This is a genomic window from Azospira sp. I09 (assembly GCF_009177135.1).
GTDB classification, from domain to species: Bacteria; Pseudomonadota; Gammaproteobacteria; order Burkholderiales; family Rhodocyclaceae; genus Azospira; species Azospira oryzae.
This window is the reverse complement of the sequence record NZ_AP021844.1, coordinates 2,394,139-2,417,737: the sequence shown is the minus strand read 5'-3', so window position 1 is coordinate 2,417,737 and position 23,599 is coordinate 2,394,139. Positions and strand designations below refer to the sequence as shown.

The 23,599-nt window shown below is 67.7% G+C and carries 21 protein-coding genes; 7 read left to right on the top strand and 14 right to left on the bottom strand.

The annotated features are described in order from the left end of the window. Nucleotides 1-38: 38 nt before the first annotated feature. The 4 genes from AZSP09_RS11305 to thiD form a co-directional block, all read right to left on the bottom strand. Nucleotides 39-395, bottom strand: coding sequence for a DUF805 domain-containing protein (locus tag AZSP09_RS11305; RefSeq protein WP_152090092.1), 357 nt, complete (start codon nucleotides 393-395; stop codon nucleotides 39-41). 143 nt (nucleotides 396-538) lie between these two features. Then, nucleotides 539-1,822, bottom strand: coding sequence for a glutamate-1-semialdehyde 2,1-aminomutase (hemL, locus tag AZSP09_RS11300; protein ID WP_014235775.1), 1,284 nt, complete (start codon nucleotides 1,820-1,822; stop codon nucleotides 539-541). Further along, entirely contained in the window at nucleotides 1,809-2,459 is a 651-nt protein-coding gene (thiE, locus tag AZSP09_RS11295) for a thiamine phosphate synthase (RefSeq protein WP_152090091.1), read from the bottom strand. Before thiE ends, hemL begins: the two co-directional genes overlap by 14 nt. Next, nucleotides 2,452-3,294, bottom strand: a complete 843-nt coding sequence (thiD, locus tag AZSP09_RS11290; protein WP_014235773.1) for a bifunctional hydroxymethylpyrimidine kinase/phosphomethylpyrimidine kinase — start codon at nucleotides 3,292-3,294, stop codon at nucleotides 2,452-2,454. The genes thiE and thiD overlap by 8 nt, the downstream gene beginning before the upstream one ends. Nucleotides 3,295-3,433: 139 nt before the next feature. On the opposite strand from thiD, the gene AZSP09_RS11285 reads away from it, so the two are divergent. The 6 genes from AZSP09_RS11285 to AZSP09_RS11260 all read left to right on the top strand — a co-directional run bounded on the left by AZSP09_RS11285 (nucleotide 3,434) and on the right by AZSP09_RS11260 (nucleotide 13,402). Further along, a complete protein-coding gene (locus AZSP09_RS11285; protein ID WP_043797679.1) occupies nucleotides 3,434-3,586 on the top strand; it encodes a rubredoxin in 153 nt (50 codons plus the stop codon). A 126-nt stretch (nucleotides 3,587-3,712) separates the two neighbouring features. Further along, nucleotides 3,713-4,075 carry a response regulator gene (locus AZSP09_RS11280; RefSeq protein ID WP_172974747.1) on the top strand — a complete coding sequence of 121 codons (363 nt, stop codon included), beginning with the start codon at nucleotides 3,713-3,715 and terminating at the stop codon, nucleotides 4,073-4,075. A gap of 21 nt (nucleotides 4,076-4,096) precedes the next feature. Beyond that, entirely contained in the window at nucleotides 4,097-4,459 is a 363-nt protein-coding gene (locus AZSP09_RS11275) for a response regulator transcription factor (protein ID WP_014235770.1), read from the top strand. A gap of 14 nt (nucleotides 4,460-4,473) precedes the next feature. Then, entirely contained in the window at nucleotides 4,474-4,986 is a 513-nt protein-coding gene (locus AZSP09_RS11270; protein WP_014235769.1) for a chemotaxis protein CheW, read from the top strand. A gap of 79 nt (nucleotides 4,987-5,065) precedes the next feature. Further along, on the top strand, nucleotides 5,066-7,264 hold the full coding sequence (locus AZSP09_RS11265) for a methyl-accepting chemotaxis protein (RefSeq protein WP_014235768.1): 2,199 nt from the start codon (nucleotides 5,066-5,068) through the stop codon (nucleotides 7,262-7,264). A 33-nt stretch (nucleotides 7,265-7,297) separates the two neighbouring features. Continuing rightward, a complete protein-coding gene (locus AZSP09_RS11260) occupies nucleotides 7,298-13,402 on the top strand; it encodes an Hpt domain-containing protein (protein WP_152090090.1) in 6,105 nt (2,034 codons plus the stop codon). 58 nt (nucleotides 13,403-13,460) lie between these two features. Here AZSP09_RS11260 and AZSP09_RS11255 read toward each other — a convergent pair whose 3' ends face one another. From AZSP09_RS11255 to AZSP09_RS11210, 10 genes are all read right to left on the bottom strand, one after another. Next, the gene (locus tag AZSP09_RS11255) at nucleotides 13,461-14,087 is read right to left on the bottom strand and encodes a DUF2238 domain-containing protein (protein WP_152090885.1); all 627 of its coding nucleotides are present in this window, start codon (nucleotides 14,085-14,087) and stop codon (nucleotides 13,461-13,463) included. A gap of 126 nt (nucleotides 14,088-14,213) precedes the next feature. Continuing rightward, complete coding sequence (locus AZSP09_RS11250; protein ID WP_014235765.1) at nucleotides 14,214-14,669, bottom strand: hypothetical protein; 456 nt, start codon at nucleotides 14,667-14,669, stop codon at nucleotides 14,214-14,216. Between the two features lie 238 nt (nucleotides 14,670-14,907). Next, nucleotides 14,908-16,095 carry a class I SAM-dependent rRNA methyltransferase gene (locus AZSP09_RS11245; RefSeq protein WP_152090089.1) on the bottom strand — a complete coding sequence of 396 codons (1,188 nt, stop codon included), beginning with the start codon at nucleotides 16,093-16,095 and terminating at the stop codon, nucleotides 14,908-14,910. A 96-nt stretch (nucleotides 16,096-16,191) separates the two neighbouring features. Further along, entirely contained in the window at nucleotides 16,192-17,334 is a 1,143-nt protein-coding gene (locus AZSP09_RS11240) for a VIT1/CCC1 transporter family protein (RefSeq protein WP_152090088.1), read from the bottom strand. A gap of 4 nt (nucleotides 17,335-17,338) precedes the next feature. Next, nucleotides 17,339-18,244 (bottom strand): tyrosine recombinase XerC, encoded by a 906-nt coding sequence (xerC, locus tag AZSP09_RS11235; protein WP_152090087.1) that lies wholly within the window; start codon nucleotides 18,242-18,244, stop codon nucleotides 17,339-17,341. A gap of 14 nt (nucleotides 18,245-18,258) precedes the next feature. Beyond that, nucleotides 18,259-18,939, bottom strand: a complete 681-nt coding sequence (locus AZSP09_RS11230) for a DUF484 family protein (RefSeq protein ID WP_014235761.1) — start codon at nucleotides 18,937-18,939, stop codon at nucleotides 18,259-18,261. After that, nucleotides 18,936-19,766, bottom strand: a complete 831-nt coding sequence (gene dapF, locus AZSP09_RS11225) for a diaminopimelate epimerase (RefSeq protein WP_152090086.1) — start codon at nucleotides 19,764-19,766, stop codon at nucleotides 18,936-18,938. The genes AZSP09_RS11230 and dapF overlap by 4 nt, the downstream gene beginning before the upstream one ends. A gap of 19 nt (nucleotides 19,767-19,785) precedes the next feature. After that, a complete protein-coding gene (locus AZSP09_RS11220; RefSeq protein WP_152090085.1) occupies nucleotides 19,786-20,307 on the bottom strand; it encodes a GNAT family N-acetyltransferase in 522 nt (173 codons plus the stop codon). A gap of 22 nt (nucleotides 20,308-20,329) precedes the next feature. Then, nucleotides 20,330-21,187 carry an LpxL/LpxP family acyltransferase gene (locus AZSP09_RS11215; protein WP_152090084.1) on the bottom strand — a complete coding sequence of 286 codons (858 nt, stop codon included), beginning with the start codon at nucleotides 21,185-21,187 and terminating at the stop codon, nucleotides 20,330-20,332. Beyond that, nucleotides 21,184-22,074 (bottom strand): lysophospholipid acyltransferase family protein, encoded by an 891-nt coding sequence (locus AZSP09_RS11210; RefSeq protein ID WP_152090083.1) that lies wholly within the window; start codon nucleotides 22,072-22,074, stop codon nucleotides 21,184-21,186. Before AZSP09_RS11210 ends, AZSP09_RS11215 begins: the two co-directional genes overlap by 4 nt. A 215-nt stretch (nucleotides 22,075-22,289) precedes the next feature. On the opposite strand from AZSP09_RS11210, the gene metK reads away from it, so the two are divergent. Next, nucleotides 22,290-23,453, top strand: coding sequence for a methionine adenosyltransferase (metK, locus tag AZSP09_RS11205; RefSeq protein WP_014235756.1), 1,164 nt, complete (start codon nucleotides 22,290-22,292; stop codon nucleotides 23,451-23,453). The last annotated feature ends 146 nt before the right edge of the window (nucleotides 23,454-23,599 follow it).

Sequence of the window (23,599 nt, the reverse complement as noted above, 5' to 3'; positions counted from 1 at the left end):
AACGAGCGGGCTTTTTTTTATGCCGGGAACAGGCAGGCCTAGGCTATCTGTAACTTGGGATTGGGGCCATATTCATTTTCTGCCGGATCGCTGTCTATTAGCATGAAGATCAGCAGAACAATCATACCCAGAAGGGGGACTAGACCCAGCAATAGCCACCACCCCGAGCGACCCGTATCGTGCAGGCGCCGGATGGCGACGCCGAGGCCGGGCAGGAACGCCAACAGGCCGTATACAGCCCCCAGAATGCCAAAGCCTTCATGGGCGAGGCCTTCGACGAAGCCCAGGATGAACCCGATGATCAGGTTGAACAGGCAGAACATCCAGTATTCCTTGCGCCGTGCCCGACCGTTGAATACGGCATATTTTTTCAGTACTGCCAGATACCAGTTCATGCTGACTCCTTAGACATTAATTCCGGATGAAGCTGCCCGGCGAGAGTAAGGAGCTAACAGAAATATGTCAAACGGGTGTAGCCAAAGTGTCCGGCCCATCTGGGTTTCAGGCCGACGCTGAAAACGATGGGCCGGGTGTGGACTTAGACGCCCTTGGCGAAAATGGCCTCGGCTGCGGCGATGGTGGCGGCGATGTCGGCTTCCGTGTGGGCGGCGGAGACGAAGCCGGCTTCAAAGGCGGAAGGCGCCAGGTAGTGGCCGGCCTCCAGCATGGCGTGGAAGAAGCGGTTGAAGGCCTCCTTGTCGCACTGCATCACCTCGGCGAAGGAGGTGGGCGGGGTGGCGCTGAAGTACAGGCCGAACATGCCGCCCACGCTCTGGGCGCAGAAGGTGACGCCGTGCTTCTTGGCGGCGGCGGTGAGGCCGTCGGTGAGCTGCTTGGTGCGGGCGGCCAGGCTGTCGTAGAAGCCGGGGGCCCGGGTGGCCTTGAGGGTGACCAGGCCGGCGGCCACTGCCACCGGGTTGCCAGAGAGAGTGCCGGCCTGATACACCGGACCCAGAGGGGCGATCTTTTCCATTATCTCCCGCTTGCCGCCGAAGGCCGCCACCGGCATGCCGCCGCCGATGACCTTGCCCAGGGTGGTGAGGTCCGGGGTGATGCCGAAGAGGCCCTGGGCGCACTGGGGGCCGACGCGGAAGCCGGTCATGACCTCGTCGAAGATGAGCACGGCGCCGTGCTTGCTGCACAGCTCGCGCATGGCCTGCATGAATTCGGGCTTGGGCGCGATCAGGTTCATGTTGCCGGCCACCGGCTCGACGATGACGGCGGCGATTTCGCTGCCCTGCTTGGCAAAGGCTTCGGCCAGTTGTTCGGCATTGTTGTATTCGAGCACCAGGGTGTGCTTGGCCACGTCGGCGGGGACGCCGCCGGAGGAGGGGTTGCCGAAGGTCAGCAGGCCGGAACCGGCCTTCACCAGCAGGCTGTCGGAATGGCCGTGGTAGCAGCCCTCGAACTTCACCAGCAGGTCCCGGCCGGTATGGCCCCGGGCCAGGCGGATGGCGCTCATGGTGGCTTCGGTGCCGGAGGAGACCAGGCGCACCATGTCCAGGGAGGGCAGTATGTCGCAGAGCAGGTCGGCGATCTCGATCTCGGCCTCGGTAGGGGCGCCGAAGGACAGGCCCAGGGCGGCGGCCTCCTGCACGGCCTTGACCGTGGGGGCGTGGGCGTGGCCCAGGATCAGGGGGCCCCAGGAACCGACGTAATCCAGGTAGCTCTTGCCTTCCGCATCCCACACCCGGGGGCCTTCGCCGCGGGTGAAGAAGCGGGGGGCACCGCCGACGGAGCGGAAGGCCCGCACGGGGGAATTCACGCCGCCGGGAATGTGGCGTTGGGCGGCATCGAAGAGTTGCTGGTTACGAGAGCTCATGGGCAGCACTTTCTGCAAAAAGACGTTGATAGGCGGCGGCCCGGGCGGTCACGTCCGGGGCCTCGAACAAATCGGTGATGACGGCGATGAACTGGGCGCCGGCGGCGATGACCGGGGCGGCGTTGTCCAGGGTGATGCCGCCGATGGCGGCGACCTGTACGCCAGGCAGCTCCTGGCGGGCCCGGGTGACCAGGTTGAAAGGCGCCCGGGGTGCCTGGGGCTTGGTCGGGGAGGCGTACATGGCGCCGAAGGCGACGTAGTTGGCGCCGGCCGCGGCGGCGGCCTGGGCCCGGGCGAAATCGGCGTAGCAGGAGGCGCCGATGAGCTTGTCGGGGCCCAATAGGGCGCGGGCGGCGGCCAGGTCTCCGTCCTCGCCGCCGAGATGGACGCCGTCGGCATCCACTTCCCGGGCCAGGGCCGCATCGTCGTTGATGATGAGGCGTGTGCCGTGGCGGCGGCACAGGGCCCGCAGGGCGGTGGCCTGTTCCCGGCGGCGGACGGCGTCGCCGCTCTTGTCCCGGTACTGCAGCAGGGGAATGCCGGCAGCCAGGGCTGCCTCGGCCAGCATCAGCAGACGCGGCGTCTCCAGGCCGTCGGGGGTGACGGCGTAAAGGCCGGGGCGGGGGCGCTTAAGCATCGCCCTCTCTGCCCTCTTCCGGCGCCCGGGCCCAGAAGAAGCGGTCCGGGATGTACTGGCCCATGCCGGGGCGGAAGCCGGCGGCCAGGGCCTGCCAGGTGTACTCCTGGGCGTCCCGCACCGCGTCGCCCAGCTCCAGGCCGTTGGCCAGGTTGGCGGCGATGGCGGAGGCCAGGGTGCAGCCGGAGCCGTGGTAGCTGCCTGGCAGGCGCTCCCAGCGGTCGGCCCGCACCATGCCGTGCTCGTTGTAGAGGGTGTTGATGACCTGGCCGGTGTTTTCGTGGGTGCCCGTGAGCAGCACGTATTCGCAGCCGTAGCTGACCAGGCGGCGGGCGCACTCCTCCAGTTCCGGCTCCTCCTCGTCCTCCTCGGCTAGGCGGCGGGCCTCCAGACTGTTGGGGGTGAGGATGGTGGTCTGGGGCAGCAGCAGTTCCTTCATGGCGGCGATGAGGTCCTCCGTCGCCAGCTCGTCGCCCCGGCCGGAGGCCAGCACCGGGTCCAGGATCAGGGGAATGTGGGGATAGTCGGAGACGATCTCGGCAATGGCCGCCACGTTTTCCACGCTGCCGATGAGGCCGATCTTGAAGGCGGCCACCGGCATGTCCTCCAGCAGGGAGCGGGCCTGGTCCTCGACCCAGTCCGGCTCCATGGGCAGGACCGCATCCACCCCGGCGGTGTCCTGGACGGTGATGGCGGTGATCACCGAGAGGGGGTGGCAGCCCATGCTGGCCAGGGTCAGGATGTCCGCCTGGACGCCGGCGCCGCCGGTGGGGTCGGAGGCGGCAAAGGTGAGGACAATGGGGGGCGACAGCTGGGGGGAGGGGTTTTGTGGCATTGCAGCACGCTTTCTGCCTTTCGGCGGCGCAGCGCTTTGGGTAAGATCAAGGGCCCCGATTCTAGCCTAAAACCCCCTTCCGAGCTTTGATATGACCCAGCCTGAATCCACCCCGCCAGGAGGTCCTTACCGGACCTGGATGTGCCAGATTTGCGGTTTCATCTACGACGAGGCCGCCGGACTGCCGGAAGAGGGCATCGCCCCCGGTACCCGCTGGCAAGACATTCCCATGAACTGGGTCTGTCCCGAGTGCGATGCGCGCAAGGAAGACTTCGAAATGGTGGAAATCTAGGAAAATCCCGGGCGAAGGTTTAGTATTGCTGCATAAAATCCAGAAGCCCCGGCTGGTTCCGGGGTAATCGAGAGATCTTGGGAGGTTGATTTGCCGGATGCCACTGCCCAGCGCGGCGTGAAAGTGATGGTGATTGACGATAGCAATACCATCCGTCGCAGCGCTGAAATCTTCCTGGTGCAGGCAGGATGCCAGGTGGTGCTGGCCGAGGACGGGTTCGATGCCCTGGCCAAGATCGCCGACCACCAACCAGACATAGTCTTCTGCGACATCATGATGCCCCGTCTGGACGGTTACCAGACCTGCGCCCTGATCAAGAAAAACGCCCGTTTCCGCAACACCCCGGTGATCATGCTGTCCTCCAAGGACGGCCTTTTCGACCGGGCCCGGGGGCGTATGGTCGGTTCCGACCAGTACCTCACCAAGCCCTTTACCAAAGACAGTTTGCTGCAGGCTGTGGCCACCTACGGGCCCCAGCAGGTTCAATAAGCGTTAGCCGAGAGAGTCCCTATGCCCGTCAAGAAAATCCTCGTGGTGGACGATTCCCCCACCGAACGTCACTTCATGGTCGAAATCCTCACCAAGAACGGTTACCAGGTGGTTACCGCCGAAAACGGTGAGGACGGTATCGCCAAGGCCAAGGCCGAAAAGCCCGACCTGGTGCTGATGGATGTGGTGATGCCCGGCCTCAACGGCTACCAGGCCACCCGTACCCTGACCCGGGACGACGACACCAAGGACATTCCGGTCATCGTCTGCACCTCCAAGGGCCAGGAAACGGACAAGATCTGGGGGCTGCGCCAGGGTGCCCAGGACTACCTGGTGAAACCGGTCAACGCCGAAGAGCTGCTCGCCAAGATCGCCGCACTCTAGGAGGCTGGGGCGGCATGGCCAGAAAAATCAGCCTGCGGCAGTTCCAGGAACACCTGGCGGCACGCCTGTCCAGCGCCGCCCGCGGGCAGGCCGCGGCCGGCCTGCTCGGGGTCCAGGCGGGGAGCCGCCTGTGGCTGCTCAACCTGTCCGATTCGGGGGAAATCATTCCCTCCCCCCATTTGGCTCCCGTGCCCCTGACCAAGCCCTGGTTCGCCGGTATCGCCAACATCCGCGGCAGCCTCTATTCGGTGGCCGACCTTTCCGCCTTCCTTGGCGGCGATCCCACCCCCTACAACGCCAACGTCCGCCTGCTGCTGGTGGGCACCCGCTACGGTTCCAACGCCGCCCTGCTGGTGAACCGTTCCCTGGGGCTGAAGAACCTGGAAACCCTGACGCCTGCCGAGCCGGATGCCTCCCTCCCTGTCTGGGGCCGCGAGTGCTACACGGATGGCGACGGACGGACCTGGCACAAGCTGAACCTGAAGGAACTCCTGGCCGACCCCGATTTCATGCAGATCGGCGCCTGATCACGGATTTTCCCAACCAACAATAAACGAACCGCTCCGCAACACTAGGTTGCAAAAGCACTGAGAACTGGAGAACACCATGGCGTTCAAACTTAAGCTACCCGCCTTTTCTTTCGGCAAGGGTCAGAAAAAGTCCGCCGCACCTGTGGGCGAGGAAACCCTCGCCGCCCCCACCCGGGTAATGGAAGTTCCGGTGGCCAAACCGGCCAAGGAAAAGAAGCCGAAGGAGCCGGCTGCGGCCCTGACCGACTTCCTTGGCCAGTATCCGGTCGTCAAGCAGTTGCAGATTCTCGGTTCGGTGCTGCTGGTGGTGATGCTGTTCATCGCCGGGCTGGTTTATCACGACAACCGGGAATCCACCTACGGCACCGTCTATGTGGCGGCGGCCGGTGAAATGCGCATGCTCTCCCAGCGCCTGGCCAAGGATGCGGCCCAGGCCCTGCAAGGCACGCCGGTGGCCTTCGAACACCTGAAGACCTCCCGCGAATCCTTTGCCCGCCTGCTGGAACGCCTCTCCCAGGGCGGTGAAATCACCGAAGTGGCGGTCCCTCCCTCCCCCGATGGCGTGCAGCCCCAGTTGCAGGCCCTGATGAGCGAGTGGGAAAAGACCGACAAGAACGCCACCCGCCTGCTGGAAATGGAAAAGAACCTGGTGAACCTGGGTAAGGACGTGGCCATCATCGCCAGCAAGAATCCCCAGCTGCTGGAACTGTCCGAACAGGTCGCCGCCCTCAAGCTGCAATCCGGCGGCGGTGCCCGGGAAATCGCCGCGGCCAACCAGATGGTGATGCTGACCCAGCGTATCGCCAAGAACGCCTCCGCCCTGCTGGTGGGCGACGCCATCGACCCGGAAGTGGCCTTCCTCCTGGGCAAGGACACCAACTCCTTCCGCGACCTGCTGAACGGCCTGATCAAGGGTAACGAAACCCTCAAGGCCGCCTCCGACGGCGACACCCGCACCAAGCTGGGCGAGCTGGAAGGCGCCTTCAAGGAATACCAGGACGCCGTGTCCGGCATTCTCGGCAACATGCAGCGCCTGGTGCTGGCCAAGCAGTCCGGTTCCGCCATCTTCAAGGATTCGGACGAACTGCTGGCAGCCACCGACAAGCTGGCCGACGCCTACCAGGCCGAACTGGCCGAGCGGGCCCTGTACATCGTCATCCTGGTGGTGATGGTGCTGGTGGCCCTGGGCGCCCTGGTGCTGATGGCCAAGATCTACCTGGAAGACTCCCGCCGCCGTGCCGAGGAAGCCGAGCGCCTGCGCCTGGAATCCGAGCAGTTGAACCGCCAGAACCAGGACGCCATCCTGCGCCTGATGAACGAACTGGGCGACCTGGCCGACGGCGACCTGACCGTCACCGCCACCGTGTCCGAGGACATCACCGGCGCCATCGCCGACTCCATCAACTACACCATTGAAGAACTGCGGGTGCTGGTGGGCCGCATCAACGACGCCGCCAACCGGGTGACCCTGGCCACCGAAATGGCCCGCAAGACCTCCGAGGAACTGCTGGCCGCTGCCGAGCGCCAGTCCAAGGAAATTGAGGAAGCCGGCCGCTCCGTCCTGACCATGGCCAGTTCCATGAACCAGGTGTCCTCCGAGGCCACCCAGTCGGCCCAGGTGGCCCGCCAGTCCCTGTCCGCCGCCGAGAAGGGCGCCCAGGCCGTGCAGGATTCCATCAAGGGCATGAACGAAATTCGCGAACAGATTCAGGAAACGGCAAAGCGGATCAAGCGCCTGGGCGAAAGCTCCCAGGAGATCGGCGAAATCGTGGAACTGATTTCCGACATTACCGAACAGACCAACGTGCTGGCCCTGAACGCCGCCATTCAGGCCGCCTCCGCCGGCGAGGCCGGCCGCGGCTTCACGGTGGTGGCAGAAGAAGTGCAGCGCCTGGCCGAACGTTCCGCCGAAGCCACGAAGCAGATTGCGGCCATCGTGAAGACCATTCAGACCGATACCCAGGATGCGGTTTCCGCCATGGAAGAATCGACCCAGGGCGTGGTGGAAGGGGCCAAGCTGTCCGACGCCGCCGGTCAGGCCCTGGCCGAGATCGGTTCCGTGTCCCAGAACCTGGCCAGCCTGATCGAGAACATCTCCAGCGCCACCCAGCAGCAGGCCCAGTCCGCAGCCGGCGTGGCCGAGACCATGAAGGACATCCTCAACGTGACCGAACAGACCACCGCCGGTACCAAGCAGACGGCCGAGGCCGTGGGCGAACTGGCCGGTCTGGCAACCGAACTGAAGGGATCGGTGGCCGGCTTCAAGGTCGCGTAAGCGTTGTTCCGCTAATCAGAAAACAAGGTCCCCATGAGCGCAGTCACCGAATTCGACGTCGGGCCCCTCACCTGGGTGAAGGGCGAGATCGACGCCGCCCTGGAGCGGGCCGACCAGTCCCTGCAGCAGTACCTGGGCGGGGACCGGAGCGACCTGTCCCAGATCAAGTTCGGCCGCACCCATCTGCACCAGGTCCATGGTGCCCTGGCCATTGTCGGCCTGGACGGGGTGACCCAGTTCACCGAAGCCCTGGAAGCCTTCCTGGCCGACCTGGAGTCGGGCAAGCGCCCGGCCGACGATGCCGCCGTCGATCTGGTGCGGCGTTCCCTGCAGGCCATCCGCCACTACCTGGACGACCTGCTCAACGGTGAGCCCAACCAGCCCCTGCGCCTGTGGGACCTGTACCAGTCCGTGCAGCAGGCCCGGGGTCTGGAGCGGGTCAATCCCACCGACCTCTTCTTCCCCGACCTGGCGGTGCGTCCGCCCCGGCGCCAGGCTGCCGCTCTGCCGCCGGCCGAGCTGAACAAGCGCCTGCGGGCCGAGCGCAGCCGCTTCCAGCGGGGCCTGCTGGCCTGGCTGCGCGGTGACCGCGCCGGCCTGGCCCTGATGCGCGATGCCATCACCGCCATCGAGGCCACCCAGGATCTGCCCGCCGCCCGCTCCTTCTGGTGGGTGGCCCAGGGCTTCATCACCGCCCTGGCCGAAGGCGCCGTCACCGGCGAGAACGACATCAAGCAGCTGTGCGCCCGCATCGACCTGCAGATCCGCCGGCTCATCGAAGGCTCCCGCAATTTCGCCGAGCGCCTGATGCGCGACGCCCTCTATCACGTCGCCGTGGCCGACAGTCAGGATGGCGTGGTGAGCGGCCTCAAGCAGTCCTTCGCCCTGGGCGACCTGCTGCCCGCCGTGGACGGCGACGGGGTGATCCACGCCACGCCGGCCCAGGAACTGGTGCTGCGCCGCCTGCGCGAGCACATCGCCGCCGCCGAGGAGGCCTGGGGCAAGTTCTGCGCCGGCACCGGCTCCGCCCTGCCGACCTTCCGCGAACAGGTGGGCCATCTGGCCCAAGGCGCGGAGCAGCTGGGCCAGCACGACTTCCACCGCCTCTGCAAAGCCCTGCTGGGCACCGCCAACTGGCTGGTGGAAAAGCCCGCCCGCCATAGCGAGGTGATGGGCATGGAACTGGCCACCGGCATTCTGCTGGCGGCCAATGCCCAGGAAAATTTCGAGCACCTGGGCCAGGATTTCGCCCACCAGGTGGACGTCATGGTGGCCCGCCTGCACGCCTGTGTCAGCGGCCAGCCGGCCGAGACTGGGGCCGAGGTGCCGGGGCTGGACGAAATGTCCCGCCGGGCCCAGGAGCGCCTGCTCAACAGCCAGGTGGCCAAGGAAATCCAGACCAACCTGGTGCAGATCGAACAGGTGCTGGACGCCTTCTTCCGCGACGTTTCCCGCCGCGGTGACCTGGCCGGCCTGGACATGCCCCTGAAGCAGGTCACCGGCGCCCTCACCATCCTCGGCCAGGACGCGGCCGTGGCCACCCTGGCCGATTGCAGCGCCCGCATCGCCCGCTTCTCCGCCCCCGACTACGAGCCGGTGGAGGCCGATTTCGAGGCCGTCGCCAGCCAGCTTTCCGCCCTCGGCTTCTTCGTCGAAGCCCTGCCCCGGGAACTGGCCAAGGGCAGCGCCGACTTCTCCGCCTTCTCCCGCGGCCTGGGACCCCAGGGCAACCGGGAGGAGGAAGAGGTCGAAGAGGTGGTGGAAGCCGCCGCCCCGTCGGTGGAACAGGAACTGGAAAAGCAGAAGAAGGAAACCCAGGCCCTGATGGAGGCGCTGAAGGAACAGCCCGCCGACGCCAACCTGCGCCAGGAACTGAAGCAGAACCTGGAGTCCCTGCAGAAGGACGCTGACCTAGTGGCCGACAAGTCCCTGGGACAGCAGGCCAAGGCAGCCCTGTCGGCCCTGGAGGCCGCGCCCCACCTGGATGCCGCCGCTCCTGCCCTGGATGCGGCCCTGGCCGAGATCAAGCCCCAGGTGGCTGCCGCCCCGGCGCCGTCCGCCGAAACCATCAAGCTGACCCAGGCCTCGGAAGAGGAGCTGGACGCGGAGCTGCTCTCCATCTTCCTGGAGGAGGCCCAGGAAGTGCTCGGCACCATCGGCAGCCACATCGGCCTGCTGCGGGAGCAGCCCCACAACGTCGATTTCCTCACCACCATCCGCCGCAGTTTCCACACCCTCAAGGGCAGCGGCCGCATGGTCGGACTCAAGGACCTGGGCGAAACCGCCTGGGCCATCGAGCAGGTGCTCAACCTGTGGCTGCGCCAGGAATACGACGTCAGCCCGGAACTGTTCGCCCTCATCGAAGAGGCCCATGTCCTCTTCTCCGCCTGGGTCCGCTACCTGGAAACCCGGGAAGGCGGTGCCCCCGATCCCGCGGCCCTGGTGACCAAGGCCGACACCATGCGCGGGGCCGAAACCCCGCCGGCGCCGGTGGCCGAGGCGGCGCCGGCCTCTGCCCTGCCCGAACTGTCCCTGGAGGAGAGCACCCCCTTCGCTGACCTGGGCCTGGAGGTGGACCTGGATGGGGCCTCTGTGGACCTGACTCCCCCGGCCATGGAAGTGACGCCGGTGATCGCCAGCGACATGCGCGACTTCATGACGGAGGCCGAGGTGCCTGCCGTGCAGGAAACCGACGCGGCGACAGCGCTCGAGGCGGTGCCGGAGATCGAGGAACTGACCCTGCCGGAACTGGAGGAAGCTCCCGTCGCCGCGACGGCCGATGTGGATCTGGCCCTGGAAGAATTGCCGGCCCTGGAGGAAGTGACGCCCGCCGCCCTGGATTTTGATTTCGACCTGGGGGATGCCGCCCCGGAGGCGGCGCCAGCCATGGCAGAAGCTCGGCCGGAAGCCGGGCTGGAAGCCGCTGTCCCGGAGCTGGACGAAGAACACGAGCTCTCCGGCGATCTGGAAACCCTGGAACTGCCGCCCCTGGACGACCTGGGTGAGCTGGAGATGCCTGCCGCGGTGGAGCTCCTGCCGGAAGTCGCCGCCACCGACGAACCAATCGCCCTGACGGAACTGCCGGCCGAGCCCGCCGTCGCAGCAGCCCCGGAGTCATCGCCGCTGTCGCTGGAGAGCGAGCCTGCCCTCGACATCGCCTTCGACGGCGAAGTCGAGGCTCCGTCCGAGACTGTGCCGGATATGGCCCAGGAGATCGAGCTGACGCCCCCGGCGCCCGCCGCCCAGGACATCCTGCCCGAGCTGGAGGCCGAAGAAGCGCCACCGCCGCCGCGGCCGACCCTGAAGGTCTCCTCCACCCTCTACCAGATTTTCATGGAAGAGGCCCAGGGCCACCTGGAAGCCCTGCAGCGCCAGTTCGGCCTGCTCGAGACCGACCCGGAAATGCCCACGGCCGAGCCCTTCACCCGGGCCGCCCACACCCTGGGCAGCATCGCCGGCACCATCGGTCTGGACGCCATCAACCGCCTTGGCCGGGCCCTGGAACACGCCCTGCTGCGGCGCGATCAGTCGGCCCATCCGGCCAGCCTGGAAGCCCTGGAAATCATCCGCCTGGCCATCTCCTCCCTGGAGGAAATGGTGGCCAGCGTTGCCGCCCAGCAGCCGCCGGAGCCCGCCTCCCACCTGGCGGATGCCCTGGACACCCTGTTCCCCGCGGCCCTCAACGACAACGGCGACGGCAACGAAGTGCCGGCCGTGGTTAGCGCCGGCGCTCCGGTTGCAGCCCCCGCCGCCCCGCCGGCGCCGGTGCAGCTCAAGGATGACCTGGACGAGCAACTGCTGCCCATCTTCCTCGAGGAAGCCCAGGAGCTGACCCAGAGCATCACCGAGCAGCTGCGCCTGTGGCACGACGATCCCCACGATGCCGACGTGGCCCGGGCCCTGGCCCGGCTGCTGCACACCCTCAAGGGTTCGGCCCGCATGGCCGGCGCCATGAACCTGGGGGAGCTGACCCACACCCTGGAAACCCGGGTCGAGCAGGCCCACAAGGCCGGGGCGGCGGAAGCGGCCCTGATCGAGGAAATCCAGATCGCTTTCGACGCCATCGCCCAGATCGTCGAGCGCCTGGCTTCCGGTGACACCCTGGATACACCCCTGCCGGTGGAACTACTGGCCCTGCCGGAGACGGCGGAAGCCGATCTCGCACCGGCCATGCCGGAAACCCAGGCAGCGCCTGCCTCTGCCGAGATGCCTGCCGCAGTGGCCCAGCCGGAGCGGCCTGCAGCCGAGGCCCCAGCCACAGTGCAGGTTGCAGCGGCCGAGCCGGAAGTCGATGCGGCAGCCGCCTCCCGCGCCACCCTGCGGGTGCGCTCCGACCTGATGGACCGGCTGGTGAACGAGGCCGGTGAGCTGTCCATCGCCCGGGCCCGCATCGAAGGGGAAATGCGCAGCCTCAAGGATTCCCTGCTCGACCTGACGGAAAACGTGATCCGCCTGCGGCGCCAGCTGCGGGAGGTGGAAATCCAGGCCGAGACCCAGATCCAGGCCCGTACCGCCGAGGCCGAAGTGGCCCATGCCGGCTTCGACCCCCTGGAGTTCGACCGCTTCACCCGCTTCCAGGAACTGACCCGGATGATGGCCGAGTCGGTGAACGACGTGGCCACGGTGCAGCAGAACCTGCTGAAGAACCTGGACGAAGCCAACGCCGCCATCATCGCCCAGGCCCGCCTCAACCGGGAGCTGCAGCAGTCCCTGATGAGCGTGCGCATGGTGCCCTTCAGCAGCCAGACCGAGCGTCTGCACCGCATCGTGCGGCAGACGGCGAAGGAAGTGGGCAAGCGGGCCAACCTGGAAATCGTCGGCGGTCAGGTGGAACTGGACCGGGGCGTGCTGGACAAGATGGTCGCCCCCCTGGAGCACATGCTGCGCAACTCCGTCGCCCACGGCCTGGAAAGCCGGGAAGGCCGCCTCGCCGCCGGCAAGGAAGAGATCGGCGAGATCGAACTGAAGGTGGCCCAGGAAGGCAACGAAATCATCATCACCATGGCCGACGACGGCGCCGGCCTGGACCTGCAGCGCATCCGCGCCAAGGCCGAGAGCCAGGGGCTGCTGGCTGCCGGCGAGGAGGCGGACGACGCCCGCCTGGCCGACCTGATTTTCGCTCCCGGCTTTTCCACCGCCGGCGAGGTCTCCCAGATCGCCGGCCGCGGCGTCGGCATGGACGTGGTGCGCACCGAAGTGACCAACCTGGGCGGCCGCCTGGAAATGCAGTCGGTGGCCGGCAAGGGCCTCACCTTCCGCATCTACCTGCCCCTGACCCTGGCCGTCACCCAGGCCCTCATCGTGCGCGTCGGCAACCGCCGCTACGCCATCCCCTCGGCCATGATCGCCCAGGTCCAGGAAGTGAAGGAACAGGTCCTGGCCGGCATCCGCGAGACCGGTCAGGTGGAATGGCTGGGCAACCGCTATCCCTACCACTTCCTGCCCCACCTGCTGGGCGAACCCCAGGCCCTGCCCGAAGCCCGACGCCTGTCCTGGGTGCTGCTGTTGCGCTCCGGCACGCAGCGGGCGGCGATCCAGGTAGACGAGCTGTTCGGCAACCAGGAAATCGTGGTCAAGAACGTCGGCCCCCAGCTGGCCCGGGTGATCGGCATTGCCGGCGCCACCGTGCTCGGCGACGGCCAGGTGCTGCTGATCCTCAACCCGGTGGCCCTGGCGGCCCGCAGCGAAGCCAGCGTGGCGGTGCACACCCCGGCGGCGCCCCTGGAGTCGGTGCCGGTGGAAGAAACGCCAGCCCAGACCCTGCCGACGGTGATGGTGGTGGACGACTCCCTCACCGTGCGCAAGATCACCAGCCGCCTGCTGTCCCGCGAGGGTTACCACGTGCTGACGGCCAAGGACGGCGTGGATGGCCTGGAACAGTTGATCGACACCATGCCCGACGTGCTGCTGGTAGACATCGAGATGCCGCGCATGGACGGCTTCGACTTCACCCGCAACGTGCGGGCGGACGAGCGCCTGAAGCACCTGCCCATCATCATGATCACCTCCCGCACGGCGGACAAGCACCGCAACTACGCCTTTGAGATCGGGGTGAACCACTACCTGGGCAAGCCCTACCAGGAAGACGAGCTGCTGGCCCTGGTGCAGGAGTACACCAAGCGCAAGCGGGTGCACTGAGGCGGCTCGGTCCCCAAATGAAAAAGCGCGGAGCGATCCGCGCTTTTTTTTTCGCCCCTCAGGCTTTCGGACGGGGCAGGGCGGCGATCTGCCGCTCCTGCCAGCGGGCCAGTCCCAGCTGGGCCAGGAGGGCGCCGAGCAGCGCGCAGAACATGTCCGACTGGGTGTCCCAGGGATCGCCCTGGGTGCCGAGGAAGTCATCCGCCCCCTGGCCGAAGGCCAGGGCGGTCCACCATTCCAGCAGTTCATAGGTGGCGCTGATGGCCAGCACGACGCAGGTGACGAGGAAGAACAGCATCTTGCGTCCCCGCACATAGGCGCCCCGCAGCAGTATTTCCCGGGCGATCAGGGCCGGGGTGAAGCCCTGGAAGAGGTGGCCCAGCTTGTCGTAGGGATTGCGCTGCAGGTGCAGCCATTCGGCCACCTGGAAGCCCACGGGCACCCGGGCATAGGTGTACATGCCACCCACCATGAGGATCACCCCGTGGATGAAGATGCAGACATACAGCAGGGTGGTCAGGGGATAGCGGCGCCAGGTCAGGGCCAGCAGGGGCAGGGCGATCAGCACCGGCAACACCTCCAGCAGCCAGGTGGCCCGGTCATAGGGGCGGTAGCCGGTGAGACCGAGCAGGGCCAGGGTGGCGGCGGCCAGGAGCAGCAACAGGGCGGTGCGGGAGGAGGTCATGGCGGTCAAGATAAGCGCGGGTCCGGGCACTGTAGTGCCTTTCGCCACTCCCTGACTAGCCCGTTTCGGGATGGAAAAGGCCGGCCCTCCTGCGGGAGGCGCCGGCCCTGGAACGCCGCCGGAGGATCAGCGGCCCTGGTGCACCTGGCCGGTGACCACGTCCACGAAGACGTAGGGCTGGCTCGGGTTGCCACCGAAAATGAAGTAGGGATTGCCCAGCTTGGGCCCCAGGGGATTGCGCAGGGTCACGGCGCCGTAGGCCTGGGTGAAGCCGGCCTGTTCCTTCAGCTTGTTGGCTTCGGGCAGGTCCATGGGCACCGGCCACTGGATCACCACGTCCTCCAGCCAGGGTTCGGGAATGAGCACGGGAGCGCCGAATTCGCCGTAGCCGGTGGACTTGATGATGACCGTGGTGTTGTTGGAATTCTGGAACACCACGCGCAGCTGGTCGATCTGGGCCGGGTCCGTGGTGGGGCCCTTGGAGGCGATGCCGTCGGCTTCGTACAGCTTGGCGGCGGGGTACTGTTCGGTGACGATGCGGACCGCGATATTGACCCGGCCGTTGAAACTCAGAATAGCCATGATGCACTCCTTCAGTGGCGGCGGAGGATGGATATCGGTCGCGGCAGCCGCCATGCCGCCCGATGCCGTGCGTTGCAGGCGGCGGGCGGTCTTGTTGGAAAGTGCTTTGTTACCAATGTATTACGACATCGATGGGCGGCCGCGCCGACTGCCCATGCAGCATAGGCCCGGAATGAAAATATGTCGAAGGAATATTGCCGGCGCTATTGCAGCGGCAGCCGTGGCGAGGCGCCGGGGGTCACACCTGGCAGAGCAGGCCCTTGAGGTATTCGCCTTCCGGCACCGCCAGGGCGATGGGGTGGTCCGGACCGGCCGCCAGGTGGCGCAGGATGCGGGCATCCACGCCGGCGTCGAGGGCGGCGCCGGCGATGATCTTCTGGAACAGCTCGTTGCCGATGCCGCCGGAGCAGGAGTAGGTGAACAGCAGGCCGCCCGGATTGAGCAGGCGGAAGCCCAGCAGGTTGATGTCCTTGTAGGCCCGGGCTGCCCGGTCGGCGTGGGCGGCGGAAGGGGCGAACTTGGGCGGGTCGAGCACGATCAGATCGAACTTGCGCTCGGCCTTGCGCAGCTCCCGCAGGGCGGCGAACACGTCGGCTTCCCACCATTCGGCGCGGGCGGCATCCAGCTGGGGATTGAGGGCTACGTTGCGTTTAGCCGTCTCCAGGGCCGGCCCGGAGGAGTCGATGGAAAGCACGGAGGCGGCGCCACCGGCCAGGGCCTGCAGGGAAAAGCCGCCGGTGTAGCAGAAGCAGTTGAGCACGCTCTTGCCCGCCGCCAGGGCGCCGGTGAGCAGGCGGTTATCCCGCTGGTCCAGGTAGAAGCCGGTCTTGTGGCCGCCCACCACATCCACCAGCAGGCGCACGCCGTTCTCCATGATGGAGAGGTCGCCGGCCGGGGCCTCGCCGTGGAGCCAGCCGGTGACCGGCTCCAGGCCTTCGAGGCGGCGTACGTCCGAATCGGAGCGCTCGTAGATGCGGGAGCAGCCGGTGGCCTGGACCAGGGCATTGACGATGGCCTTGCGCCACTTCTCGCCGCCGGCCGAGGTCAGCTGCAGGGAGAGGGTGTCGCCGTACTGGTCGCAGACGACCCCGGGCAGGCCGTCGGATTCGCCGTGCAGCAGACGCACGCCTTCCTCGTTCTTCAACTCCGGCAGGTTGCGGCGCCGGGCCACGGCCTCGGCGATGCGGCGCTTGAAGAAGACGTCGTCGATGGTCTCGTTTTCATTGAAGGTCCACACCCGGGCCCGGATCTGGGAATCGGGGCTGTAGGCGGCCCGGGCCAGGAACTTGCCGTCGTCGGCCAGCACCTCCACCGTGTCGCCGGGCCGGGCCTTGCCCTTGAGCCGGCCGACGGAGCCGGCGAAGATCCAGGGATGGCGGCGCAGCAGGGAGCGTTCCTTGCCGGGGAAGAGGATGAGCTGGGACATGGGCAGACCTTGCAAAGCGGCGCCGCGGCGGCGGCAAAGGTGCGCAGTGTACCGGGCGATGCCGTACGGCGCCACGGCCCGCGCCGATAGGGGCGGTCAGGCGGCCAGCCAGGCCTCGACGGCGTAGCCGGCGCCGTAGGTGACGGCCGCGGCGGCCATGCCGATGAGCAGCTGGCGCAGGCCGGCCCGGCCCGGATGGCGGCCGGTGAAAATGGAAATGGCGGCGCCGATGAGGAACAGCCCGAGGGCGCTGGCCACGGCGCTGCCCATGACGGCGGCCCTGCCCTGGAGGAACAGCAGGGGCAGGATGGGAATGAGGGCGCCCACCAGGAATACGGCGAAGGAAGCCAGGGCGGCGGTGCCAGCGGAGCCCCCCAGGTCGTCCGGGTTGATGCCCAGTTCTTCCCGGGTCAGGGTGTCGAGGGCCGTCTCCTGGTTCTGGATGACCCGGGCGGCAATGGCGGCGGCCTCCTCGGCGGTGAAGCCCTTGGCTTGGTAGATGAGGGCCAGCTCGGCCTGCTCCTCCGCCGGCACTTCGGCCAGCTCCTCCGCTTCGGCGGCGATCTGGTGGGCGTACATTTCCCGGCTGCTCTGCACCGAGATCCATTCGCCCATGGCCATGGAGCAGGCGCCGGCCAGCATGCCGGCCAGGCCGGTGGCGAGCATGGCCGTATTGGAGAACTGGGCGCCGGCCACCCCCATGACCAGGCTGAGGGTGGAGACGAGGCCGTCGTTGGCGCCAAGCACGGCGGCCCGCAGGGCATTGCCGCCGCCGGCGCCGTGGCGCCCTTCCAGGCGGGCATAGGCGCCGCCGTCCCAGCGGCCGCCGTTGCCCATGGAGGTGAGGCGGAAGAGCAGGCGGGCGTGGGCTCGCTCCTGGGCCGGCAGGTCGGTGTAGCGGGATTCCCGCTGGTCGTCGTAGCTGGTCTGGTCCAGGCTTTCCCGGGCCGCCACGGTGGGCAGGACGCTGGCGGCGCCCAGGTGCCGGGCCAGCCAGATGAGGATGCGGGCGCGCCAGGTGGGACCCAGGTTCGGGGCCGGTTGCCCGGCCCGCTCCTGGCGGCGTTGCCAGAACTGGGCGTGGGCCGCCTCGGCGGCGGCCAGGCGGCGGTAGATGGCGGCCAGTTCCGGCCTGGCCTCCGCCTCGGCCATGGCCAGGTAGAGGGCGGCGCTGTCCACCTCGCCCTGCTGGTTGCGCCGGTAGCGGCTCAGGTCCTGGCGTGGATCGGGCTTGGCCATGGCCTTACTTGCGCTTGGCCCGGGGATGGGCGGTGTCGTACACCTGGGCCAGGTGCTGGAAATCCAGGTGGGTATAGACCTGGGTCGAGGCGATGCTGGCATGGCCGAGCATCTCCTGCACCGCCCGCAGGTCGCCGGAGGACTGCAGCACGTGGCTGGCAAAGGAGTGGCGCAGCATGTGGGGATGCACGTGGCTGGGCAGGCCGGCCAGCAGGGCCCGGCGGGAGAGGCGCTGCTGGATGATGCCGTGGGCGATGCGCCGGCCCCGGGCGCCGACGAAGAGGGCCTTCTCCTCCGGCCGGGCCAGCTCGGCCCGCCGCGCCATCCAGGCGGCCAGGGCCTGCCGCGCCTTGCTGCCGACGGGCACCACCCGCTCCTTGTCCCGCTTGCCGTGGACCCGGACTTCGCCGCCGCCGATGTCGGTCAGGGCATCCACATCCAGCTCGGCCAGTTCCGCCAGGCGCAGGCCGGAGGAATAGAACAGCTCGAACATGGCCTGGTCCCGTAGCTCCTGGGGATCGTCCGGATCGATGGAGGTTTCCAGCAGGCGGGCCGTCTCGTCCGGCGACAGGGTGCGGGGCAGGGCCTTGGGGCTCTTGGGCGGCCGCACCCCTTCGCAGGGATTGTGGCCGGCGTGGCCGTGGCGGCCGAGCCAGCGGTAGAAGACACGCCAGGCCGACAGGCTGCGGGCCAGGGAGCGGCCCGCCAGGCCGCGGCCGTGGAGCAGGCCGACGAAGCGGCGGATGTGGTGGGACTGCAGTTCGCCCAGGCCCGGGCTGCCCGGCAGCTCGGCGGCCAGGGCCAGGAGCTTGCCCAGGTCCCGGCGGTAGTTGCTGACGGTGTGGGGCGACTGGCGACGCTGGGTCGCCAGTTCGTCGAGGAAGGCTCCGGCGAGGCTGTGGCCGTCCATGGAGCCCGCCTTGCCTAGTGGCGCAGGGCCCGGCCGATGGCGGCGGAGACGATCTCGCCCAGCCGTTCCAGGTAGAGGGTGCCCATGTCGGCGTAGAAGCGGTCCATGCTCTCGCTGCCCATGGCGATCATGCCGAAGGTGCCGCCGCCGTTGCGCAGGGCCACCAGGGCCTGGGAACGGATGTGGGCGGAGGTGTCGCCGAACCAGGTGGAAGTCTCGAAGCCGGAGGTGGAGCCGCAGTAGGGCCGGCCCAGGGTTTCGGCGAAGACCTGCAGTTCCTCGGAGACGGCGGCGAACTCGGGCAGCTCGCCGACGCCTTCCGGCTGGTCCCACAGGCGCAGGGCCACGTGGGGGATGGCGAAGTCTTCCTTGAGGTGGAAATCCAGGATGTGGATCACCGCCTGGAAGGTGGTGGCGGCCACCAGGGCCACCGCCAGCCGGTGCATCTTTTCGCTGATGGCGTCGTTGGCTTCGCCGAAGCCGAGCAGTTCGGCCATCTTGCCTTCCAGGGCCTTGTTCTTGTCGCGCAGGGTGAGCATCTGCCGCTCGGTGATGGAGATGGCCCGGCCCCCGTGGGGGTGGGGAATCACCAGCCGGGAGATGAGGTCGGCGTGCTCTTCGAAGAACTGGGGGTTGTGTTCCAGGTATTCGGCCACGTCGGCGCCGGAGAGGCGCGGGGTTTGGATGTCGCTCACAGTTCGATTTCTCCGCTAAAGACGGTGACGGCCGGGCCGGTCATGTGCACCGGGGTGCCGGGGCCGTTCCAGGCAATGCTCAGTTCGCCGCCCCGGGTGCTGACGCGCACCGGGGAATCCAGCAGGTCGCGGCTGATGCCGGCCACCACGGCGGCGCAGGCGCCGGTGCCGCAGGCCAGGGTCTCGCCGGCGCCCCGCTCATAGACCCGCAGGCGCACGCTGTGCCGGTCCACCACCTGCAGGAAGCCGGCATTGACCCGCTGGGGAAAGCGCGGGTGGGATTCGATCATGGGGCCCTGGATGGCCACCGGCGCCGTATCCACGTCCTCCACCACCTGCACGGCGTGGGGATTGCCCATGGAGACGGCGGTGATGGCCACCTCCTGGTCGCCCACCTGCAGGGGCTGGATCACCGCGTCGGTGGGGGAAACGAAGGGGATGCGGTCCGGAGCGAAGACGGGCTTGCCCATGTCCACGGTGACGTTGCCGTCGGCCTCCAGGCGGGGGCTGATGATGCCCGACTTGGTTTCCACCTTGATTTCCCGCTTGTCGGTGAGGCCCTGTTCGTGCGCGAAGCGGACGAAACAGCGGGCGCCGTTGCCGCACTGCTCCACTTCGCTGCCGTCGGCATTGAAGATGCGGTAACGGAAATCGATGCCGGCCTGGCCGGGCTTTTCCACCAGCAGGATCTGGTCGCAGCCGACACCGAAGTTGCGGTCGGCGAGGAAGCGCAGCTGGGCCGGGGTGAGGGTGATGTTCTGGCGCACGCCGTCGAGCACGACGAAGTCGTTGCCCAGTCCGTGCATCTTGGTGAATTCGAGTTTCATGGCGTTGGCCTGCGTGCTTTCAAGCGAGGGACCGGGCCATTATAAAGTCATCCATGACAAAGCCGTTGCCGATCTCGACGCAGACCGATTCCCGTACTTCGAAGCCGTTCTTGCGGTAGGCGGCGATGGCCTGGGCGTTGTTCTTGTTCACCGCCAGGATCAGGTGCTTGCCGCCCCGGGCCCGGCAGCGTTGGGCCAAGTGCTGCAACAGGGCGCTGCCGATGCCCTGGCGCTGGGCCTCGGGATGGACGTAGAGCTTGTCCAGCTTGAATTCGGCCGGGGTGGCAGTGGCCTGGGTGGCGGCGAAGCCGAGGCGGCGGGCGCCGACGAAGGCCTGGTCCCACCAGATGTCGGGGCGGGCCAGCTCTTCCAGTAGGCGGGGCGCGCCGTAGCGCTGGCCCAGCATGTAGTCGATCTGGGCCTGGCTGATGATGTCCCGGTAGGCAAGCTGCCAGACCGTGCGGGCCAGTTGGGCGATGGCGCCCACCTCTTCCCGGGCGACGGGGCGGATCAGGGGGATGGACGGTGCGGAGGAGGGCATGGCGGGTCTTTCGCGGTGCTGCTCAGTAGAAACGGGCTTCGCCTGGGGGCCGGGTCTTGAAGCGCTTGTGTACCCAGTAGTACTGCTCCGGGATGCGCCGTACCTCCGACTCGATGAAGGCATTGACGCGGCGGGTATCGGCTGTGACGTCGCCGCTGGGGTAATGTTCCCAGGCCGGCAGCAGGCGCACCCGGTAGCCGCGGGGCGTCATCTCGGCGATGCAGGGCACCACCCGGGCCTTGCCCAGGGCGGCGAGGCGGGCGACGCCGGTGATGGTGGCGGCGGGGATGCCGAAGAAGGGCACGAAAATGGCGTCCCGGGGGCCGAAGTCCATGTCCGGCAGGTAGTAGAAGGGCCGCCCCTCGGCCATGGCCTTCACCACCTTGCGCATGCCGTCCTGGCGGGAGAGCAGGTTGGGGGTGTTGAAACGCATGCGGCCGGCGTAGAGGGCGGCGTTGAAGTGGGGGTTCTTCTGCTGGGAATAGACCGAAAGCATGGGACGGTCCCGGGTCAGGGCGCTCCAGCCCGCATCCAGGCCGAGGAAATGGGGCGTCAGGACCAGGGTGGGGGCGCCGTCCCGGGGCAGGTTGTCCCAGCCTTCCACCTGGATCAGGCGTTGCAGCCGGGCCGGGGAGGCGTGCCAGAGCAGGGCCCGGTCCAGGAAGGACTGGCCGAAGGCGACGAAATGGCGCCGGGCCAGCCGCCGGCGTTCCCCTGCGCCAAGTTCGGGAAAGCACAGGGCCAGGTTGGTGTGGGTGACCCGCCGCCGTTCGGCGCCGAGCAGGTACAGCAGGTAGCCGAAGGCGGCGCCCAGGGCCCGCAGCAGGGGCAGGGGCAGGAAGTGGCAGAGCCAGAGCAGGGCCAGGGCGAGACGGGTCACCGGCAATCCTCCGCTGCTGTCGGCGCCGGTTCGGCGCCCCGGGGGCGCTTGTAGCGGTTGTAGCCCCACAGGTACTGGCTCGGGCACTGGCGGATCAGAGTTTCCAGTTCCCGGTTGATCTGGGCCGCCCGGGCCACCGTGTCGCCCGTCAGGGGCTGGGTCGGCGCCTGCAGGTGCAGGTGGTAGCCGCGGCCCTGGGGCAGGCGCTCGCCGTAGGCGAAGATCACCCGGCCGCCGGCTTCCGAGAGGCGGGCCGCCAGGGTCATGGTGTAGGCGGGGCGGCCGAAGAAGGGCAGCCATTTGCCTTCGCCGGCACCGGGGGCCTGGTCCGGCAACAGGCCCACCGCCTCCTTGCGCTTCAGTGCCCGGATCAGGGCCCGTACGCCGGAAAGGTCGGCCGGGGCCAGCTTCAGGTGTTCGCCCCGGGCCCGGCCGGCGGCGATGATGCGGCCCAGCCACTCCAGCTTGGGCGGGCGGAAGAGCACGGTGATGGGGGCCGCCGGCCGGGCCCGGGCCGCCTGCCGGGCATAGTACTGGGCAGTGATCTCGAAGCAGCCCAGATGGGGAGTGAGGAAGATGATGCCTTCGTCCTCCGCCCAGGCCGCCTCCACCAGCTCCCAGCCGCTCACCTGCACCACCCTGGCCGCCACTTCCTCCAGGGGGCGCAGCCAGACCTTGGGTAGTTCCAGGACGCCCTTGCCCGCCTCCCGGGCAATGGCCGGGATCAGGTCCGTGGCGGCGTCGGCCGGGTAGGCCAGGGCCAGGTTCTGCTGCAGGTGGGAGCGGTAGGTGGCGGACAGGCGGTACACCAGGCGCCCGAGCAGGGCGCCCAGGGCGTGGAGCCAGGCCAGAGGGAGGCAGGCGAGGAGGCGGAAGAGAAGGCTCAAGGGGTGGGCTCGCGGAACGTATTTTTGATGGCGCTCAAATTGCCGGGAGCGACGGGTTTGACCCGGGGCCGGCGAAAAAATAGAATTATCGGCCGCCGAGTTAATCAGGACAACTTGCAGGGCGGTTCACAAATACTGCTAAAGCGTCGCCTGCTCTCCCCCGGAGCCGGTCGCGCCGGTCAAGTAATACGGGGAATTCTTTAGGAGCAGTACATATGGCTGAATACTTCTTTACCTCGGAATCCGTTTCCGAAGGCCATCCCGACAAGGTCGCCGACCAGATCTCCGATGCCATCCTGGACGCCATCCTGGCCCAGGACAAGCATTCCCGCGTCGCCGCCGAGACCCTCTGCAACACCGGTCTGGTGGTTCTGGCGGGCGAGATTACCACCAATGCCAACGTGGATTACATCCAGGTGGCTCGGGACACCATCAAGCGCATCGGCTACGACAACACCGAATACGGCATTGACTACAAGGGCTGCGCCGTGCTGGTGGCCTACGACAAGCAGAGCCCGGACATCGCCCAGGGCGTGAACAAGGCCTACGACGACAACCTGGGCCAGGGCGCCGGCGACCAGGGTCTGATGTTCGGCTACGCCTGTGACGAAACCCCGTCCCTGATGCCTCTGCCGATTTTCCTCTCCCACCGTCTGGTGGAACGCCAGGCCCTGCTGCGCAAGGACGGCCGCCTGCCCTGGCTGCGTCCCGATGCCAAGTCCCAGGTCACCATCCGCTACGTGGACGGCAAGCCCGACTCCATCGACACCGTGGTGCTGTCCACCCAGCACGCCCCGGACATGAGCCTGGAAGCCATCCGGGAAGCCACCATCGAGGAAATCATCAAGCCGGTGCTGCCCAAGGAACTGATCAAGGGCGACATCAAGTACCTGGTGAACCCCACCGGCCGCTTCGTCGTCGGCGGTCCCCAGGGCGACTGCGGCCTCACCGGCCGCAAGATCATCGTGGACACCTACGGCGGTGCCGCGCCCCACGGCGGCGGCGCCTTCTCCGGCAAGGACCCCTCCAAGGTGGACCGTTCCGCCGCCTACGCCGGCCGTTACGTGGCCAAGAACATCGTCGCCGCCGGCCTGGCCAGCAAGTGCCTGGTGCAGGTCTCCTACGCCATCGGCGTGGCCGAGCCCACCTCCATCATGGTGGAGACCTTCGGCACCGGCAAGGTGAGCAACGAGACCCTGACCGCCCTGGTGCGCAAGCACTTCGACCTGCGTCCCAAGGGCATCGTGAACATGCTCGACCTGCTGCGTCCCATCTACGAGAAGACCGCCGCCTACGGCCACTTCGGCCGCGACGAGCCGGAATTCACCTGGGAAGCCACCGACCGCGCCGCCCTGTTGAAGAGCGACGCCGGCCTCTAAGCCCGGCCGCAGTCGTCACAGGCCCGTCCCCTGCCGGGGGCGGGCTTTTTTATTGCCTGCAGATCGGGGGGCGGCGCGGGCCGCGCCTTACGGTGCCTGTCACCCTCCTGTAACATCCCCCTTGAGAACACAGCCGTACCGACATA

Excerpts from the sequence above, each read along its gene's own strand:
- AZSP09_RS11305 (WP_152090092.1), bottom strand. The coding sequence starts at position 395 with ATGAACTGGTATCTGGCAGTACTGAAAAAATATGCCGTATTCAACGGT.
- hemL (WP_014235775.1), bottom strand. The coding sequence starts at position 1,822 with ATGAGCTCTCGTAACCAGCAACTCTTCGATGCCGCCCAACGCCACATT.
- thiE (WP_152090091.1), bottom strand. The coding sequence starts at position 2,459 with ATGCTTAAGCGCCCCCGCCCCGGCCTTTACGCCGTCACCCCCGACGGC.
- thiD (WP_014235773.1), bottom strand. The coding sequence starts at position 3,294 with ATGCCACAAAACCCCTCCCCCCAGCTGTCGCCCCCCATTGTCCTCACC.
- AZSP09_RS11285 (WP_043797679.1), top strand. The coding sequence starts at position 3,434 with ATGTGCCAGATTTGCGGTTTCATCTACGACGAGGCCGCCGGACTGCCG.
- AZSP09_RS11280 (WP_172974747.1), top strand. The coding sequence starts at position 3,713 with ATGGTGATTGACGATAGCAATACCATCCGTCGCAGCGCTGAAATCTTC.
- AZSP09_RS11275 (WP_014235770.1), top strand. The coding sequence starts at position 4,097 with ATGCCCGTCAAGAAAATCCTCGTGGTGGACGATTCCCCCACCGAACGT.
- AZSP09_RS11270 (WP_014235769.1), top strand. The coding sequence starts at position 4,474 with ATGGCCAGAAAAATCAGCCTGCGGCAGTTCCAGGAACACCTGGCGGCA.
- AZSP09_RS11265 (WP_014235768.1), top strand. The coding sequence starts at position 5,066 with ATGGCGTTCAAACTTAAGCTACCCGCCTTTTCTTTCGGCAAGGGTCAG.
- AZSP09_RS11260 (WP_152090090.1), top strand. The coding sequence starts at position 7,298 with ATGAGCGCAGTCACCGAATTCGACGTCGGGCCCCTCACCTGGGTGAAG.
- AZSP09_RS11255 (WP_152090885.1), bottom strand. The coding sequence starts at position 14,087 with ATGACCTCCTCCCGCACCGCCCTGTTGCTGCTCCTGGCCGCCGCCACC.
- AZSP09_RS11250 (WP_014235765.1), bottom strand. The coding sequence starts at position 14,669 with ATGGCTATTCTGAGTTTCAACGGCCGGGTCAATATCGCGGTCCGCATC.
- AZSP09_RS11245 (WP_152090089.1), bottom strand. The coding sequence starts at position 16,095 with ATGTCCCAGCTCATCCTCTTCCCCGGCAAGGAACGCTCCCTGCTGCGC.
- AZSP09_RS11240 (WP_152090088.1), bottom strand. The coding sequence starts at position 17,334 with ATGGCCAAGCCCGATCCACGCCAGGACCTGAGCCGCTACCGGCGCAAC.
- xerC (WP_152090087.1), bottom strand. The coding sequence starts at position 18,244 with ATGGACGGCCACAGCCTCGCCGGAGCCTTCCTCGACGAACTGGCGACC.
- dapF (WP_152090086.1), bottom strand. The coding sequence starts at position 19,766 with ATGAAACTCGAATTCACCAAGATGCACGGACTGGGCAACGACTTCGTC.
- AZSP09_RS11220 (WP_152090085.1), bottom strand. The coding sequence starts at position 20,307 with ATGCCCTCCTCCGCACCGTCCATCCCCCTGATCCGCCCCGTCGCCCGG.
- metK (WP_014235756.1), top strand. The coding sequence starts at position 22,290 with ATGGCTGAATACTTCTTTACCTCGGAATCCGTTTCCGAAGGCCATCCC.